Below are 15,361 nucleotides of genomic sequence, written 5' to 3'. Positions count from 1 at the left end.
GATCTACTGCGGCAGGTCTCCGGCCGGGCGCTCCAGCCACTTCATGGACAGCCGGTCGAGTTCGCCGCTCTTCTTCGCCTCGTCGATGATGGCGTTGACCTTCTGGCGCAACGCGTCCTCGCCCTTGGCCACGCCGATGTAATTGGGGCTCTCCTTCAGCAGCAGCTTGTAGGTGGTGCCCAGCGCCGGGTTGCCGACCATGATGGTGTTTGCGACCGATGCCCCCGTGGCGATCAGCTGCACCTGCCCGGAAACGAAGGCCGAGACGGTGCGGGTGTTGTCGTCGAAGCGGCGGATGTCGGTGCCCGAAGGCGCGACCTTGTTGAGCTCCTGGTCCTCGACCGAGCCGCGCGTGACCGCGATCGACTTGCCGGACAGGTCGGCGAAGCTCCTGATGTTCACGGTCTTCGCGCCGAAGATGGCTTGATAGAACGGCGAGTACGCAGCGGTGAAGTCGATCTGCTTCTCGCGGTCCGGGTTCTTGCCCAGGGTGGCGATGACCAGCGCGGCCTTCTTCTTCTGCAGGGTCGGAATGCGGTTGGCGCTGGTCACGGGGATCAGGTCGACCTCCACGCCGAGCTTCGCGCCGATGTAGTTGGCCATGTCGATGTCCAGGCCATGCATCTTGAAGTCGCGGTCCATCGAGCCGTAGGGCGGGAAATCGGGAGGAACCGCGATCGCGATCTTCCTGTTCTTGAGGATGGTGTCCAGCGCGCTCTGCGCATGAACCGCACCGGTTGCCATGAGGCCGCTGAGCGCCAGCCCCAGAACGAATTGCAATCTGCCGAATTTCATGATGCCTGAACGATGACGAGTGGTTGTGGGTTTGATGTCGAGCGCGCGGCCGGGTCCGGCCGCGCCTGCCCCAAGCCGCACGAACCGTGCCAGTGGTATACAAGACTCATGCACCCGATCAGAACGACAAAGGTGGTGCGCAACCCGCGAAGCAGCCCCGATTCAGGGATCGGAGCCCCACATTGGGGACGCTCCCGCATCCCATGTTCTGGCGATGAAGACATGCGGCAAACCCGTAGGCTCGGGAAGCCACGGGGCGCGTTGTCTTCAGTGAAGCCCCCGGACCCTTTTTCACCAGGCGAACCATGATCGAGACAGAGACGCTGCCCGATGAAGAACTGGGCGCGCAGGCCACCGAGTGGCGTCGGCGGGCGCTGCAAGGCGAGTTGCACGCCCGCGGCATCGCCCATCAACTGGAGGCCGAACTGCGCCGGCGCGCCGGCGTCCACCACCATCCCGACTACGACACGCTGGACCTGCGGTCGCTCGAGCACCGGCAGGGAAAGCGGCCCTGGTGGAAGCCCTGGTGAGCAGGGTTTGCCCGCACGCTGGCCTCCAAGGCTGCAACGCAGCAATCACTTCACCGTCCGCCCTTTCTGCCGCGAAGCCGGCTTCGCAGGTAGACGATCCCGCTGGCCCGCGGCGGCATCGCGCAGACATTCGACGAAGGCCTGCGCCGCCGGCGTAGGCCCGGAGCCGGCGGGCAGGCACACCGACACCTGCACGCGCGGCAGCGGCGCGGCCAGCGGCAGGCGGACCAGCCCGCGGGCGGCGACGGGGTCGTCCGCCAGCGAAGCGGCGGCCAGGGTCAACGCGTCGGCATTGCGAACCAGCGAAAGGCCGAACTGGACCGACTGGCACACCACGATGTTGCGCGGCGCCGCCAGCCCGGCCTGGCCCAACGCCCGCACGCCGTAGGACGGCACGGCCCACAGCGCGTCCTGCAGCCGCTCGATGGTGCGCACGCGCGCCATCGGATGCCCCGCGCGGGCGATGGCGGCCAGCGGGGCTTGCAGCAGCACCTCGCTCGTCAGGCCGTCCTGCACGGCCGCGCCTTCCAGATCGCTGAGCACCGCGAGGTCGTGGCCTGCCCGAAGGCCGGCGGCCTCGGCGCTGGTGATCTCCACCAGTTCCAGCGAAACGCCGGGGCAGCGCGTACGAAAGGCCAGCAATGCCCGCGGCAGCAGCCGCGCCGCCGCGAGCGAGCTGAAGGCGGCGCGCAGGTGGCCGCCGCCGTCGCGCAATTGCGCGATCTCGCTTTCCGTGCGGCGGATCTCGTCGAAGAGCACGGCGGCGCGCCGCAGCAGGACCTGGCCGATCTCCGTGGGAACGATGCCCCTGGCGCTGCGCACCAGCACGGGCGCGCCGATGGATCGCTCCAGCTCGCGGATCGCATAGGTCATGGCCGGCTGCGTCAGCGCGGCATTGCGGGCCGCGGCGCGGATGCCGCCGGCCTCGGCCACGAGACGGAAGATTTCCAGGTGTCGCAGGTTCATCGTGGAGCTCATCGGGGTACGGAGTACACGGGAAGGTGATCGAGAAGTTTGATCGCCGGATGGAGATTTTTGTCTTTTCTTCTATCCCCCGGTCCATTAACTTCGCGCCGACCGACGACTGCCCCCTCCTCCTCCTTCGAACCTTTCGAGCACCAGCATGAAGCAACTGCATCTCCTTGCCGCACTCGCCACGGCCTGCCTGTTCAACCTGAATGCCGTCGCCCAGGGCAACAGCCCGGCGGCACCCTCCGAACTGCAGCAGCGCGGGCTGTCGCTGGCGGACGCCACCGAGGCGCAGGTGATCGCGTGGCGCCGCCACATCCACCAGAACCCCGAGCTCTCGTTCCAGGAGGTGCGCACGGCCGCGTACGTGGCCGAGGCGCTGCGCAAGATGCCGGGCATCCAGGTGCAGACCGGCGTTGCAAGGACAGGCATCAAGGCCGTGCTGCGCGGCGGCAAGCCGGGGCCGGTGGTGGCCCTTCGCGCCGACATGGACGCGCTGCCGGTGGAGGAGCGCAACGACCTTCCCTTCAAGTCGCTCGCCAAGGGCGACTGGCTCGGCAAGGAGGTACCCGTAGCGCACGTCTGCGGCCACGACACGCACGTCGCGATGCTGCTTGGCGCGGCGCAGGCGTTGTCGGAAATGCGTGCCGACCTGCCCGGCACGGTGGTCTTCCTGTTCCAGCCGGCCGAGGAACTGGGCCCGGGGCCGGTGCCGAGCGGTGCCTCGGCGATGGTGCAGGCGGGCGTGCTCGACAACCCGAAGGTCGACGTGGTGATGGGACAGCACATCAACGCCAGCGGCGCGGTGGGCATCGGCTACCGGCGCGGCGCCCTGATGGCCAGCGGCGACATGTTCAAGATCTCGCTGAAGGGCCAGGGCGGCCACGGCTCCTCGCCCTGGACCGCGAAAGACCCGACGCTGGCGGCGGCCGAGATCGTGCTGGCGCTGCAGAACATCGTGAGCCAGCGCATCGATCCGCTCGACGGCCCCACCGTGGTCACCGTGGGCATGCTGCAAAGCGGCAACCGCGCGAACATCCTGCCCGAGACGGCGGAGCTCGCCGGCACGGTGCGCTCGCTGTCGGCCAGGAACCAGAAGGTGGCGCACGAGAACATCCGACTGAAGGCCCAGAAGATCGCGGAGCAGTACGGCCTGACGGCCAAGGTGGACATCGACACCGGCTACGAGGTACTGGTGAGCGACCCCGAGGCGACCCAGACGGTGGTGAAGAGCCTCGAAGCCGCGGCGGGCCCCAACGCGCAGGCCCGCGAGATCGGCCCGCGCATGGCCTCGGAAGACTTCGGCGCCTTCGGAAGGAACCTGCCGGTGGTGTTCTGGAACGTCAACGCATCCCCGTTCGGCGACAAGCCCGGCGCGCCCAATCATTCGCCCGAGTTCGTCATCGACGAGAAGGCCCTGCGCATCGGCGTGCGTGCGCTGGTGGGCAGCACGCTCGGCTACATGGCGGCGCGACCGGGCAAGGATGTGACTGCGTCACGCTGAGCAAGGCGGCTGCGCTCAGGCGCCGAACCACCTGTTCATCGCCTGCTGGAGACCATCCGATGCGCCATCGCTCGCCCAAGCCACATAGCCATCGGGCCTGACCAGCACCGCGGCCGGCGCCGCGACCGCTCCGAGCGCGGGCAGCTCCCACGGGCCGTCGCATCTGCCATTGACCAGCTTGATGCGGCCAGCCCACGGCGAGACATCGAAGCGGCCTGGCGCGCCGAAATCCAGCAGCAGCGGCCGCGCATCCCGCAGCAGCGCGAACACGCGCACGGGGCCATCGGCGGTGAGCACGTCGAGATCCGGCATGCGGCGACCGAGCAACGGGTGTCCCTCGCCCAGGTCGTAGCGGATGGCGAGCCCCGACATCTCCGCCGCGATCCGCCTGCGGGGCTCTTCCATGCCGAGAAGCTCCGACATGATTTCGCGCAAAGCCTCGGTGCGGTCGTCCGTGCGCTGCAGCGCGACCTGCGCCATCGTCGTGCGCAGCACGCGAGCCGCCACCGGATGCCGCTCGGCGTGATAGGTGTCGAGCAGGCCTTCGGGCGAGACGCCCTTGACCACCTGAGCCAGCTTCCAGCCCAGGTTCATCGCGTCCTGCACGCCCGTGTTGAGGCCCTGCCCGCCCACCGGGGAATGCACGTGCGCGGCGTCGCCGGCCAGGAGCACCCGGCCCTTGCGGTAGGCCGCGGCCTGGCGCGACATGTCGGTGAACCTCGAGATCCAGTTCAGGCGCCGGATTCCATAGTCCGTTCCACAGGCCTCGACGAGCAGTTCCTTCAGCTCGTCCAGCGTGGGTTCGCTCGTGGCGCCCGCGGTCTTCTCGGTCACCATCACGCCGACAGGACCTTCCCTGGCGAAGATGATCCTGCCGTCGCGGATCTCGTACTGCTCCCTGCTGAAGGCATGCACGCCCCGCGCGGTGCGGTGCACGCCCAGCGGCGGCTCCTCGGCCATCTCGACCTCGGCAAGGATGCTGCTGGTGGTCGCGTCCCACCCCGGAAACTCGATGCCCGCGGTCTTGCGCACCAGGCTGCGTCCGCCGTCGCAGCCCACCAGGTAGCCCGCGCGCAGCGTCTCGCCGCCGGACAGCTCGATGGTCACGCCCGCATCGTCCTGCACGAAGCCCTTCAGCTCGCGGCCGCGATGGACCGGCACCGCGAGCTCGTCGATCCAGCCCGCGAGGATGCGCTCGATGTGCTTCTGCCTCAGCGCCAGCCCGTAGTTGTGCCGGGTCGGAAAGTCGCTGATGTCCAGGCGCGTGACCGCGAACCCCGTGACCTGCGCCACCTGTCCCTGCGCGAGGAACCGGTCCACGATCCCGCGCTGGTCGAACACCTCCAGCGTGCGTGAACTCAGGCCGCCGGCACGCGAGCCGGCAAGCTCCTGGTCCGGTCGGCGCTCGACGATGGCGACATCGATGCCCGCCAGAGCCAGTTCACCCGCCAGCACCAGGCCCGTCGGGCCCGCTCCGACAATCACTACCGCATGTTCTTCCGTCATCCGTAGATCCATTTGTCTTCATTCGCAGGAGGGATCGCGATGACACCTGTACCTTCGACCTAACGATGGCCTTCGCACAGGGGCATCCGCGCCCGATTCATTGTCCATCGCGGGCGAAAGGAACCGTTGCGCCTCAGCGCCATGCCTACAGGCGCAAGGGCATTGCTCGTGCGGTCGAGAGAAAACCCCCGTTGCTATCATCGACTCATGCAGTCACGGCCACCCCGTGGTGGCGGAGGAAAGCGAGTGCGGCTCAAGCTGAGAACGAAGACGGCACTGCTGATCACGTCACTGGTGCTCGTGCTGGTCGGCGTGACGGGCGGGTGGCAATACCGCAGCCTGTCCAGCGAGTACATCGAACTGATGCGCGAGCAGCAGCAGGCGCTGACCGACAGCGCCGCGGCCGACCTCGACTACAAGCTCGGCATCCATCTGTCGGCCCTGGCGCGCGCGGCCCGCGAACTCGGCGCGCAGGGCTTCGCGGACCCCGCGGCGCAGCAGCGCTTTCTCAGGGACCAGGACCTGCGCACGATGTTCGACAACGCCGCGCTGGCCACGCCCGACGGCGCCATCGTGGCGATCAACCCTCCCGCCGAGCGGCCTTCGAGCATTGCCGACCGCGACTACTTCCGCCGCGTGCGCGACACGGGCCAGCCCACGATCTCGGCGCCCCTTCTCACCAGGAGCGCGCGGCAGCCGGCGGTCATCATGGCCGTGCCCGTGGACGGAACGGACGGCCGCCTCGCCGGCGTGCTGGGCGCGGCGCTGAACCTGCAGCGCGCCAACGTGCTCGGCGATCTCAGCCGCGCCACCGTCGGCCGGGGCGGCCACTACGTGATCGTCACGCGCGGCCCCTCCCCGCAGATCGTCATGCACCCCGATGCGAACCTGCTGCTCAAGCCCGCGAGCGCCCTCGCTTCCGGCGACGGCATCGGCAAGGACGTCGCCACTCATGCATCCATTCCCGCCGCCGGCTGGGAGCTGCGCCTGGTCGTGCCCGCCGCCATCGCCTACGCGCCGCTGGAACAGGTGCGGCGCAACCTGCTGCTGCAGATGCTCTGGCTCGGCCTGGGCTGCGCGCTCCTGGTCTGGGTGGGCACTACATGGGTGATGCGCCCCCTGGAGGCGCTGAGCGGCGCGATCCGCACCCTGCGCCGCTCGCCCGATAGCCAGGTCGGCCTCGATGTCGTCGCCAACGACGAGCGCGGAGACCTCGCGCGCGAGTTCGACGCGCTGATGGCCGAGCTGCGCGAGCAGCGGCTCGAGATGGCCGCGGTCACCGACGCTTCGCCGGTGGGCCTCTTCCGCTGCGACAGCGAAGGCCGCATGACCTACGTGAACGACGAGTACCTGGCGATCCACGGCCTCGCGCGCAAGGATGCGGCGGCGGGCTGGCTCACGCTGGTGCGCGAGGAGATCCGCGAGACGGTTCGCCAGGAGTGGGCGCGCCTTGCCAACTCGGCCACGCCGGTGGCGGTCACGCGCCGGCTCCATCGCAGGGACGGCACCCGCGTGCTGGTTGCGTTGAGGAGCCGGCCGGTGCTCGCGGCGGACGGCCGCGTGCTCGGCCATGTGGGCACGGTGACCGACATCACCGAGCGCACCCGGGCCGAGCAGGCGCTGCGCACGCTGACCGCCATCTTCGACATGACGACCGACTACATCGTCCAGCTGGACGCGAAGGGGCGGCTCATCTACATGAATCCGGCGGCGCGGCTGCGCACGGGCCTGGCGCTCGACGCGCCGATCGAGCAGTTCAGCGTGGCCGACTTCAACCCGCCGGAGACCATGGAAAGGCTCGCCACGGAGATCGTGCCCACCGCCGTGCGCGCGGGCATCTGGGTGGGCGAGTCGATGGTGTGGGACGCCAGGCGCGAGGCGTTCCCGGCGAGCCACATGGTGATCGCGCATCGCGACAAGCACGGCAAGGTGGAGTACTTCTCCGGACTGATGCGCGACATATCCGCGGCCAAGGCCGCGGAACGGGCGCTGCGCGACAGCGAGCATCGCCTGCGCATGGTGACGGACCACCTGCCGGCGCTGATCTCCTACCTCGATCGCGACCTGCGGTTCCGGTTCGTCAACAAGGCCCACCAGGACTGGTTCGGCATCCCCACCGAGCAATTGCTGGGCATGGGCCTGTGGAAGTTCTACGGCGAGGAGGCATGGGCCGAGATGGAGCCGCACCTGCGCGCGGCTCTGGCCGGCAGGCAGGTCACCTACGAGCGCAGGCTGAAGACGCCTGGCGGACGCCGCGACGTCCAGGCCACGGTGGTACCGGAGCGCGACGAGCACGGCGAGGTGATCGGCCTCTACACGCTGGACAGCGACATCACCGCGCACCACGAGGCGGAAGAGGCGCTGCAGGAAAGCGAGGCACGCCTGCGCACCGTGGCCGATGCGCTGCCGATGCGCGTGGCCTACATCGACGCGGAGGAGCGCTACCGGTTCAACAACCTGGCCTACGAGCGCGGCTTCGGGCTCTCGCGCGAGCAGATCCAGGGGCACACCGTGCAGGAGCTGCTGGGCGAGCCCGACTACCTGGCCCTGCAGCCGCACATCCGCGCGGCACTGGCCGGCGAAACCGTCACCTTCCAGAGCGAGGTCGCCAGGAGCGACAGCTACTACTGCTACGAGGCCCAGTACATCCCGCAGCCCGCGGTCAACGACGAGACCATCGTCGGCTTCCATGCCGTGATCACCGACATCACTCGGCAGAAACTCGAGGAGAAGCGCCTCGTGACTCTCGCGCAGGTCGATCCCCTGACCGGCCTCGCCAATCGCTCGGGCTTCGAGGCGCGCCTGGACGAAGCGATGGAGCGCGCCCGGGGTGCCGGCGCGCTGATGGCGCTGATGTACCTGGACATCGACGGATTCAAGAAGATCAACGACCAGTTCGGGCATCAGGTGGGAGACGAGCTGCTGCGCGGCTTCGCGGGCAGGCTGTCGCAGGCGCTGCGCTCCGGTGACGTCCGCGCGCGCCTGGGCGGGGACGAGTTCACGGTGATCATGGAAGGACTGCCCGGCGCGGATGCCGCGATCTCGGTGGCCTCCGGGCTGATCGACGCCATGCAGCAGCCGTTCGATCTGGAGGAGCGCACGATCCTCGTGAGGACGAGCATCGGCGTGGCCTTCTACCAGGGCGGCGACGCGACGGCCGCCGCGCTCGTCAGGCAGGCCGACGAGATGCTCTACCAGGCCAAGGGCGCGGGCCGCAACAACTATCAGGTGGCGTCGCATCCGGTCGGGGGGCATCGGGCCTGAGGTCCCTCCCGTACGGGGCTTTTTCCGCCGGCGTCAACGCATTTCCTGCTGCAGGCTCATCGTCGTCACCGGGCTCTTGACGGGCGCCTCGGACATCAGTTGCTGGAGATCGAACTGGAAGCTGCCCCCGGCGCGCTCGCGTTCCACGGCCAGGTGCAGGAGGGCAATGGTTGCTATCAGCACCGCCATGGCGAACACGAGCCATAGCTCTCCCCGCAAGGGTTGGGGCTGGGATTGCGGCTGTGGCTGCTGGTGGCCTCGTCGACTGCGGCTTCTCATCTCTTGTCCCTCCGGTTGATGACGGCAGGAGTCTGCGTGGCCCCGGGCTCCGGTCGCGTCGGACAAAGCTGGCGCGCCTTGTATTCCGCCTCCGATAGATGGCGGGCGGGCAGCCTTCCGAGGGGTGCACCCGTTGACCGGCGTCAATGCGCAAGCCGTAGCACGAACCTACTATCTGCCGCCATCGGCGTGCGATGGAATACGTGGGGCTGTTGCACCAGACTGGATCAATGTAATAATTTAGTTACAAAATTCACTACCACCCTCCGAAGAAAGCCCTCGCCATGCAACGCCTGCCCCTTCATCCCTCGCTTCGCCTCGTCGCTCGCCTCGCCGCGGGCGCGCTTGTCGCGGCCGGCGCCTCGGCGCATGCCTTCGTGATCGGTGTCAGCGAAGGCGTGAGCTACGACGTGTCCGACGCGCAGGTCACGGCGCGTTTCGAACCGATCGCCGAGGTGCTCTCCAAGGCGTTGAAGCAGCCGGTGACGGTCAAGGTGCTCAATTCGTACAACGGGACGCGCGAGGCGCTGAAGCAGCAGCAGGTCGACCTGGCCTTCGTGCATCCCTCGCACGTGGCGCTCGGCGCCATCAAGGGCGGACAGTACAAGGCCTTCGCCTGGACCACCGGCTACACCGACTACAAGGTTTCGTTCCTGTGCAAGGAGCAGCAGCCGATCTCCGACTGGAAGAGCGTGGCCGGCAAGCAGCTGGTGATGCCCGACGCCGACTCCATCACCTCGGTGATCACGCGCGCCATGCTGCGCGAGCAGGGCCTGCAGGGGCCGGCTACGGTGAAGGTGACGAACACGCGCTTCCAGGAGGCCGTGCCCTTCTATGTGCAGAACGGCTTCGCGGCCTATGGCGCCACCGCGGCTTCGGGCGTGATCAAGACCTGGAAGGACGGCGGCGGCAAGATCTGCGCGGAATCGCGCGCGGTGCCGATCAAGCAATGGCTGGCTTCCAGCAAGCTCGACGCGGCCACGGTGAACACGGCGCGCGACGCATTGCTGGGCCTGGCGCAGACCGACGCCGGCAAGCGCGCGCTGGCGGCATCGAGCTACGTGGGCTTCGTCAAGCCCTCGGCCGATGTCGAGGCTTCGCTGATGAACTGGCTCGGCATCTGATTTGGGGGACGCGCAAGGGCCGACGGCAGGACAAGACCGCACGCGCACGCCCGGCCGCAGGCCCGGGCAGAATCCCGCGCTTGCAGTCTTCTCCCCCAAGGACCCTTTCATGACCGATCTCTCGAGCTTCCCCATCACGAAGAAGTGGCCCGCGCAGCACCCCGAGCGGCTGCAGCTGTACTCGCTGCCCACGCCCAACGGCGTGAAGGTGTCGATCATGCTGGAGGAAACCGGCCTGCCCTACGAGCCGCACCTGGTGAGCTTCGAGACCGGCGACCAGATGTCGCCGGAGTTCCTGTCGCTCAACCCGAACAACAAGATCCCGGCCATCCTCGACCCCGATGGTCCCGGCGGCAAGCCGCTGGCGCTGTTCGAATCGGGCGCGATCCTGATGTACCTGGCCGAGAAGACCGGCAAGTTCATTCCGCAGGACGCCGCCGGCCGCTACGAGACCCTGCAGTGGGTGATGTTCCAGATGGGCGGCATCGGCCCGATGTTCGGCCAGCTCGGCTTCTTCAACAAGTTCGCCGGCAAGGACTATGAAGACAAGCGTCCGCGCGACCGCTACGTGAACGAGTCGAAGCGCCTGCTGGGCGTGCTCGACAAGCGCCTGGCCGGCCGCGCATGGATCATGGGCAGCGACTACACCATCGCCGACATCGCCACCTTCCCGTGGATCCGCAACCTGATCGGCTTCTACGAAGCGGGCGACCTCGTCGGCTTCAAGGACTTCCCGAACGTCGCGCGCGCGCTCGAAGCCTTCGTGGCGCGCCCCGCCGTGGCGGCGGGGCTGGGCATTCCGAAGCGCGGCTGAGCTGGGAGCCCGCGCCCCTTTCGATTGCACTCAGTTGCCGGTGGACAGGTCCATCAGCATGCGCGAGAGCAGATAAAGCCGCGGCACCACGCTCTCGACTTCCGCGTACTCCTCCGGCGTGTGGATGCCGCCGCCCACGATGCCGAAGCCGTCGAGCACCGGCACTCCGACGCCCGCCACCAGGCTCGCATCGGCCGCGCCTCCGCTGCTCTCGATGGTGAGCTTCTTGCCGATCTCGGCGTAGATGCCTTCGGCCATGTTCACCAGCTTGTCGGAAGCGGGCGAGCGCGGCATCGGCGGCAGGCCGCGGATCAGGCGCACGCGCACCTCGGTCTCGGGAATCAGCTTATTCTGCGAGATGCGCACCAGGTCCTTCTCGACGCGGTCGAGTTCCTCCGGCGTGGCGGCGCGCACGTCGCCCTTGGCGCTCGCGGTCGCGGGAATCACGTTGGTCGGGCCGTTGGCGGTGAGCACCGTGAAGTTGACCGTGGTCTTCTTCGCCGCGTCGGCCGTCTTCGACAGCTGCAGCACCTGGTGCGCCACTTCCATCGCCGCGTTGCGGCCGGCCTCGGGCGCCACGCCCGCGTGGGCCGCCAGCCCCTTCACCTCGACGAGCGCGGTGGCCGAGCCCTTGCGCTCGACCACGAGGCCGTCGGCCGGGCGGCCCGGCTCCAGGTTCAGCGCCACGTCGTGCTGCTTCGCCACGCGCTCGATGAGCGCGCTGGTGCCCACGGAGCCGGTCTCCTCGTTGGTGTCGAGCAGGAAGGTGATCTGCCCATAGTCCTTGAAGCCGATCTGCTGCAGGATCTTCAGCGCGTACAGGCCGGCCACCACGCCGCCCTTGTCGTCCATCACGCCGGGGCCGTAGGCGCGGCCGTCCTTGATGTAGAAGGGCTTGGCCGCGGCCGTGCCTTCCTTGAAGACGGTGTCCATGTGCGCCAGGATCAGGATCTTCTTCTTGCCCTGCCCCGTCAGCGTGGCCACCACGTTGGTGCCGGGATGCGGATCGGCCGGAAAGGTCTCGATGCGCGCGCCGAGCTTGCGCAGCTCTTCCACCGCCAGCTCGCGCACCTTGGCCAGGCCCGCCGTGTCGGCCGAACCCGAATCGATGTTGACCATGGTCTCCAGCATCTTGAGCGCGCCGTCCTTGCTCTGGGTGGCCGCGTCGAGCACGCCCTGGTGGGCCTTCTGCGCCATGGCGCTGCCGGCGAAGAGCGCGCATGCGAGCGCGGTGCCCTGGGCGATGGCGAGCATGCGGCGGCGCGCGGGTGCCGGGAACTTCATGGCCGAAGAAGCCGAAGAAGCGGAAGAAGCCGATGCGGGATGGCGCGGGTGAGTCGTCATGTTGTCCGTTCTGTTGAAGGAAGTTCGGGAAAGGCAAGGCGGGCTCGCACCCCCCTTGCCGCCCGCACTCTACAGACAGTTCAGCCGGGAAAGTCTTCCCCGCGCAGCTCGATCGGCTGACCATGCGGCGTGCGGCCCGCCGCGTGCTCCCAGGCATGCCGGTAGCGGGCCAGTTCGTCGCCCGAGCTGGCGCCCTTGCTGGCCACGAGCTTCTCTAGCGCGGCGAGCCAGTGCAGGTAGTAGGTCTGGCCGTTGTCGGGGTCGCCCGCGGCCTGGGCTTCGGAGATCTGCGCGGCCAGCGCCTCGGCCCATTCGGGCCATGTGAAGAGGCCGCGCTCGTGCAGCGCCAGCGTCATCGCGAAGGCCTGGGCCTCCCACGGCGCGCTGAACACGGGCCCGTGCGCATCGCGCGGCATGCCGGGCGCGAGGGGCATGCGTTCGCTGCTCATGCAGCGGCCTCCAGATAGCTTTCCCACGCATCGACCGACACCGAGAGGTTCTGGCGCGGCGCATCTTCGCCCCACAGTTCGGCCTCGTCGAACTCCACCGTGTAGAGCCACTGCGGCTGCTCGCCGAGCCCTTGCGCGTTGGTGTCGGCGAACACGTGCGCGCCGTGTACCTGGACGACGGTGCCGCGCCTGCCCTGCACATAGGCCGGCAGCCGCGTGTGATGCCCGACCTTGCCGAGACGCATGCGCACCTCCTGGCCCGCGGCGAAGCGTGCCGGCGCAGGTGCCGGCCGCTGCGCGGGCGAGCCCTTGGCCAGCACCGCCGGCACGTCGGCCGCGCGCAGCACGCGGGCCACGGGCGCGGCCGGATGGCTCATCTCGCCGCTCGCAATCTCGTCGGGAAAGATCTGGCCGCGCTGCAGCATCAGCTGCTCCAGCGCGCCAAGCCAGATCCGGTAGTAGCTCAGCTCGCTGTAGTCGGGCAGCGTCTCGCGCACGGAGCGGCTCGCATCGATGTTCCAGGAGCCTGTCGCGCCCATGGCCAGCACCAGCGCCAGCGCGCGCGGCTCCCAGGCGGCGTGGAAGAGTTCGCCTTCAGCCTCGGGCACCACCTTGCCGAAGCCAGGCTGGCCGCCCAGGTCGGCCTTCGTCGCGTAGCTCATGCGGCACTCCCTGCTTCGGCCGGCGCACCGGCCAGCCGCGTGCCGATCATCGAATCGCGCGAGACCAGATCGGCGAGTTGCTCTTCGCTCAGGCCCTCGGTGCCGGCGGGCCGCTGGGGGATGACGAGGTAGCGCACCTCGGCGGTCGAGTCCCACACGCGGATGCGCGTGGTCTCGGGCAGGGTCACGCCGAAGTCGGCGAGCACGCCGCGCGGGTCCTTCACCGCGCGGGAACGGTACGGCGCGCTCTTGTACCAGGTGGGCGGCAGGCCCAGCACGGGCCAGGGGTAGCAGCTGCACAGCGTGCAAACCACAATGTGGTGCGTGTCGTCGGTGTTCTCCACCGCCACCATGTGCTCGCCCTGGCGGCCGGTGTAGCCCAGCGAGGCAATCGCCGCGGTGGCGTCGGCCAGCAGCCACTGCCGGAAGGCCGGATCGACCCAGGCCCGCGCCACGACCCTCGCGCCGTTGCGCGGGCCGATGCGGGTCTGGTAGGTGTCGATCAGCACGTCGAGCGCGGCCGGGTCGATGTAGCCCTTCTGCGCGAGCACGCTTTCGAGCGCGCGCACGCGCAGGTCCATCTCGCCGAGTTCGCTGTGTTCGTGATCGTGGCCATGGCCGTGGTGGTGGCCGTGGTGGTGGCCGTGGTCGTGACCGCTGTCGTCGTGGGGGTGGTCGGAGCTCATCCGGGCGATGCTACGCCCGGGCACTTAAAATTCGAAGCCTCCCGCCAGATCCCCCGGAAGCCTTTCGTCCATGACCTCCACGCCCGCCCGCCCCGTCCGCTCCCAGTACGAAGATTTCATGCGCCATGTCGATACCCATGGCGTCTTCAAGAGCGACCGCACGGGCACGGGCACCAGGAGCGTGTTCGGCCACCAGATGCGCTTCGACCTGAACGAGGGCTTCCCGCTGGTGACCACCAAGAAGGTGCACCTGAAGTCCATCATCCAGGAACTGCTGTGGTTCCTCACCGGCTCCAGCAACAACAACTGGCTCAAGGAGCGCGGCGTCACCATCTGGGACGAGTGGGCGCGCGAGGACGGCGACCTCGGTCCCGTTTACGGCGTGCAATGGCGCAGCTGGCCCACCCCCGATGGCGGCCATATCGACCAGATTTCCGAAGTCGTCAAGACGCTGAAGACCAACCCCGACTCGCGCCGCATCATCGTGAGCGCATGGAACGTGGCAGAGCTCTCGAAGATGGCGCTCATGCCCTGCCATGCCTTCTTCCAGTTCTACGTGGCGCCGCCGCAGGCCGAGGGCGAACGCGGAAAGCTCAGCTGCCAGCTCTACCAGCGCAGCGCCGACATCTTCCTGGGCGTGCCCTTCAACATCGCGAGCTATGCGCTGCTCACGCACATGATCGCGCAGCAGTGCGACCTCGATGTGGGCGACTTCATCTGGACCGGCGGCGACTGCCACATCTACAGCAACCACGCCGAACAGGTGGCGTTGCAGCTCAGCCGCACGCCCTACCCCTACCCCACGCTGAACATCAAGCGCAAGCCGGCGTCGATCTTCGACTACCAGTACGAGGACTTCGAAGTGCTCGACTACCGGCATCACGAGGCGATCAAGGCACCTGTGGCGGTATGAGCAAGCCCCGCATCAACATCATCTTCGCCCGCGCCGCCAACGGCGTGATCGGCTTGAACAACACCATTCCCTGGCACATCCCGGAGGACATGGCGCACTTCAAGCAGCAGACCGCAGGCGCGCCGGTGATCATGGGCCGCAAGACCTGGGACTCGCTGCCGCCGCGCTTCCGACCGCTGCCGGGCCGGCGCAACATCGTTGTCACGCGGCAGGCCGACTGGCAGGCCGAGGGTGCGCAGCGCGCGGGCAGCCTGCAGGAGGCGCTCGCTCTTTGCGAACAGCCCGAGGTCGATACCGCCTGGGTCATCGGCGGCGCGCAGATCTACGCAGAGGCCGCGCCGCTCGCGCAGCGCGCTGTGGTGACGGAGGTTGCCCGCGAGTACGAAGGCGACGCATACGCCCCCGAGCTCGATGCCGCCTCCTGGCGCGAGACGCAGCGCGAATCGCATGTCTCGGCCAAGGACGGCCTGGGCTTCAGCTTCGTGACCTACGAGCGCATCGCTGCCGCGGCGAACAAATAGA

At 68.4% G+C, this 15,361-nt stretch carries 15 protein-coding genes; 7 read left to right on the top strand and 8 right to left on the bottom strand.

Features of this window, described 5'->3' with window-relative positions:
* Positions 1-3: 3 nt before the first annotated feature.
* On the bottom strand, positions 4-795 hold the full coding sequence (locus EJP67_RS26005; protein ID WP_126024634.1) for a transporter substrate-binding domain-containing protein: 792 nt from the start codon (positions 793-795) through the stop codon (positions 4-6).
* Positions 796-1,100: 305 nt separating this feature from the next.
* On the opposite strand from EJP67_RS26005, the gene EJP67_RS26000 reads away from it, so the two are divergent.
* Positions 1,101-1,325 (top strand): hypothetical protein, encoded by a 225-nt coding sequence (locus tag EJP67_RS26000; RefSeq protein ID WP_126024633.1) that lies wholly within the window; start codon positions 1,101-1,103, stop codon positions 1,323-1,325.
* A gap of 45 nt (positions 1,326-1,370) precedes the next feature.
* On the opposite strand, the gene EJP67_RS25995 is transcribed toward EJP67_RS26000, so the two are convergent.
* Entirely contained in the window at positions 1,371-2,291 is a 921-nt protein-coding gene (locus EJP67_RS25995) for a LysR family transcriptional regulator (protein ID WP_165909704.1), read from the bottom strand.
* A gap of 157 nt (positions 2,292-2,448) precedes the next feature.
* Between EJP67_RS25995 and EJP67_RS25990 the strand changes: the two genes are divergently transcribed.
* A complete protein-coding gene (locus EJP67_RS25990) occupies positions 2,449-3,798 on the top strand; it encodes a M20 metallopeptidase family protein (protein ID WP_126024631.1) in 1,350 nt (449 codons plus the stop codon).
* A 15-nt stretch (positions 3,799-3,813) separates the two neighbouring features.
* On the opposite strand, the gene EJP67_RS25985 is transcribed toward EJP67_RS25990, so the two are convergent.
* Entirely contained in the window at positions 3,814-5,304 is a 1,491-nt protein-coding gene (locus EJP67_RS25985; protein ID WP_126024630.1) for an FAD-dependent monooxygenase, read from the bottom strand.
* Positions 5,305-5,550: 246 nt separating this feature from the next.
* Between EJP67_RS25985 and EJP67_RS25980 the strand changes: the two genes are divergently transcribed.
* Positions 5,551-8,568, top strand: a complete 3,018-nt coding sequence (locus EJP67_RS25980; RefSeq protein WP_126024629.1) for a PAS domain-containing protein — start codon at positions 5,551-5,553, stop codon at positions 8,566-8,568.
* 33 nt (positions 8,569-8,601) lie between these two features.
* Here EJP67_RS25980 and EJP67_RS25975 read toward each other — a convergent pair whose 3' ends face one another.
* Entirely contained in the window at positions 8,602-8,787 is a 186-nt protein-coding gene (locus EJP67_RS25975) for a hypothetical protein (RefSeq protein ID WP_126024628.1), read from the bottom strand.
* Between the two features lie 344 nt (positions 8,788-9,131).
* Here EJP67_RS25975 and EJP67_RS25970 point away from each other — a divergent pair, with 344 nt between their 5' ends.
* Entirely contained in the window at positions 9,132-9,971 is an 840-nt protein-coding gene (locus EJP67_RS25970; RefSeq protein WP_126024627.1) for a phosphate/phosphite/phosphonate ABC transporter substrate-binding protein, read from the top strand.
* 109 nt (positions 9,972-10,080) lie between these two features.
* A complete protein-coding gene (locus EJP67_RS25965; RefSeq protein WP_126024626.1) occupies positions 10,081-10,785 on the top strand; it encodes a glutathione S-transferase N-terminal domain-containing protein in 705 nt (234 codons plus the stop codon).
* Between the two features lie 30 nt (positions 10,786-10,815).
* On the opposite strand, the gene EJP67_RS25960 is transcribed toward EJP67_RS25965, so the two are convergent.
* From EJP67_RS25960 to nthA, 4 genes are all read right to left on the bottom strand, one after another.
* Positions 10,816-12,039, bottom strand: coding sequence for a glutamate carboxypeptidase (locus EJP67_RS25960; RefSeq protein WP_126024647.1), 1,224 nt, complete (start codon positions 12,037-12,039; stop codon positions 10,816-10,818).
* A 170-nt stretch (positions 12,040-12,209) separates the two neighbouring features.
* Positions 12,210-12,578 carry a nitrile hydratase accessory protein gene (locus EJP67_RS25955; protein WP_126024625.1) on the bottom strand — a complete coding sequence of 123 codons (369 nt, stop codon included), beginning with the start codon at positions 12,576-12,578 and terminating at the stop codon, positions 12,210-12,212.
* On the bottom strand, positions 12,575-13,240 hold the full coding sequence (nthB, locus tag EJP67_RS25950; protein WP_126024624.1) for a nitrile hydratase subunit beta: 666 nt from the start codon (positions 13,238-13,240) through the stop codon (positions 12,575-12,577). The genes EJP67_RS25955 and nthB overlap by 4 nt, the downstream gene beginning before the upstream one ends.
* Positions 13,237-13,926 (bottom strand): nitrile hydratase subunit alpha, encoded by a 690-nt coding sequence (gene nthA / locus EJP67_RS25945; RefSeq protein ID WP_126024623.1) that lies wholly within the window; start codon positions 13,924-13,926, stop codon positions 13,237-13,239. The genes nthB and nthA overlap by 4 nt, the downstream gene beginning before the upstream one ends.
* A 70-nt stretch (positions 13,927-13,996) precedes the next feature.
* On the opposite strand from nthA, the gene EJP67_RS25940 reads away from it, so the two are divergent.
* Both EJP67_RS25940 and EJP67_RS25935 read left to right on the top strand, forming a co-directional pair.
* Positions 13,997-14,839: a thymidylate synthase gene (locus tag EJP67_RS25940; RefSeq protein ID WP_126024622.1), complete on the top strand. Its 843-nt coding sequence runs from the start codon at positions 13,997-13,999 to the stop codon at positions 14,837-14,839.
* Positions 14,836-15,360 carry a dihydrofolate reductase gene (locus EJP67_RS25935; RefSeq protein WP_126024621.1) on the top strand — a complete coding sequence of 175 codons (525 nt, stop codon included), beginning with the start codon at positions 14,836-14,838 and terminating at the stop codon, positions 15,358-15,360. The genes EJP67_RS25940 and EJP67_RS25935 overlap by 4 nt, the downstream gene beginning before the upstream one ends.
* Position 15,361: the final 1 nt, after the last annotated feature.

The sequence above is a fragment of the Variovorax guangxiensis genome, from assembly GCF_003952165.1.
Lineage (GTDB): Bacteria > Pseudomonadota > Gammaproteobacteria > Burkholderiales > Burkholderiaceae_C > Variovorax > Variovorax guangxiensis.
Note: the sequence above shows the minus strand (reverse complement) of the source record. Positions and strands in the feature narration are given on the sequence as shown.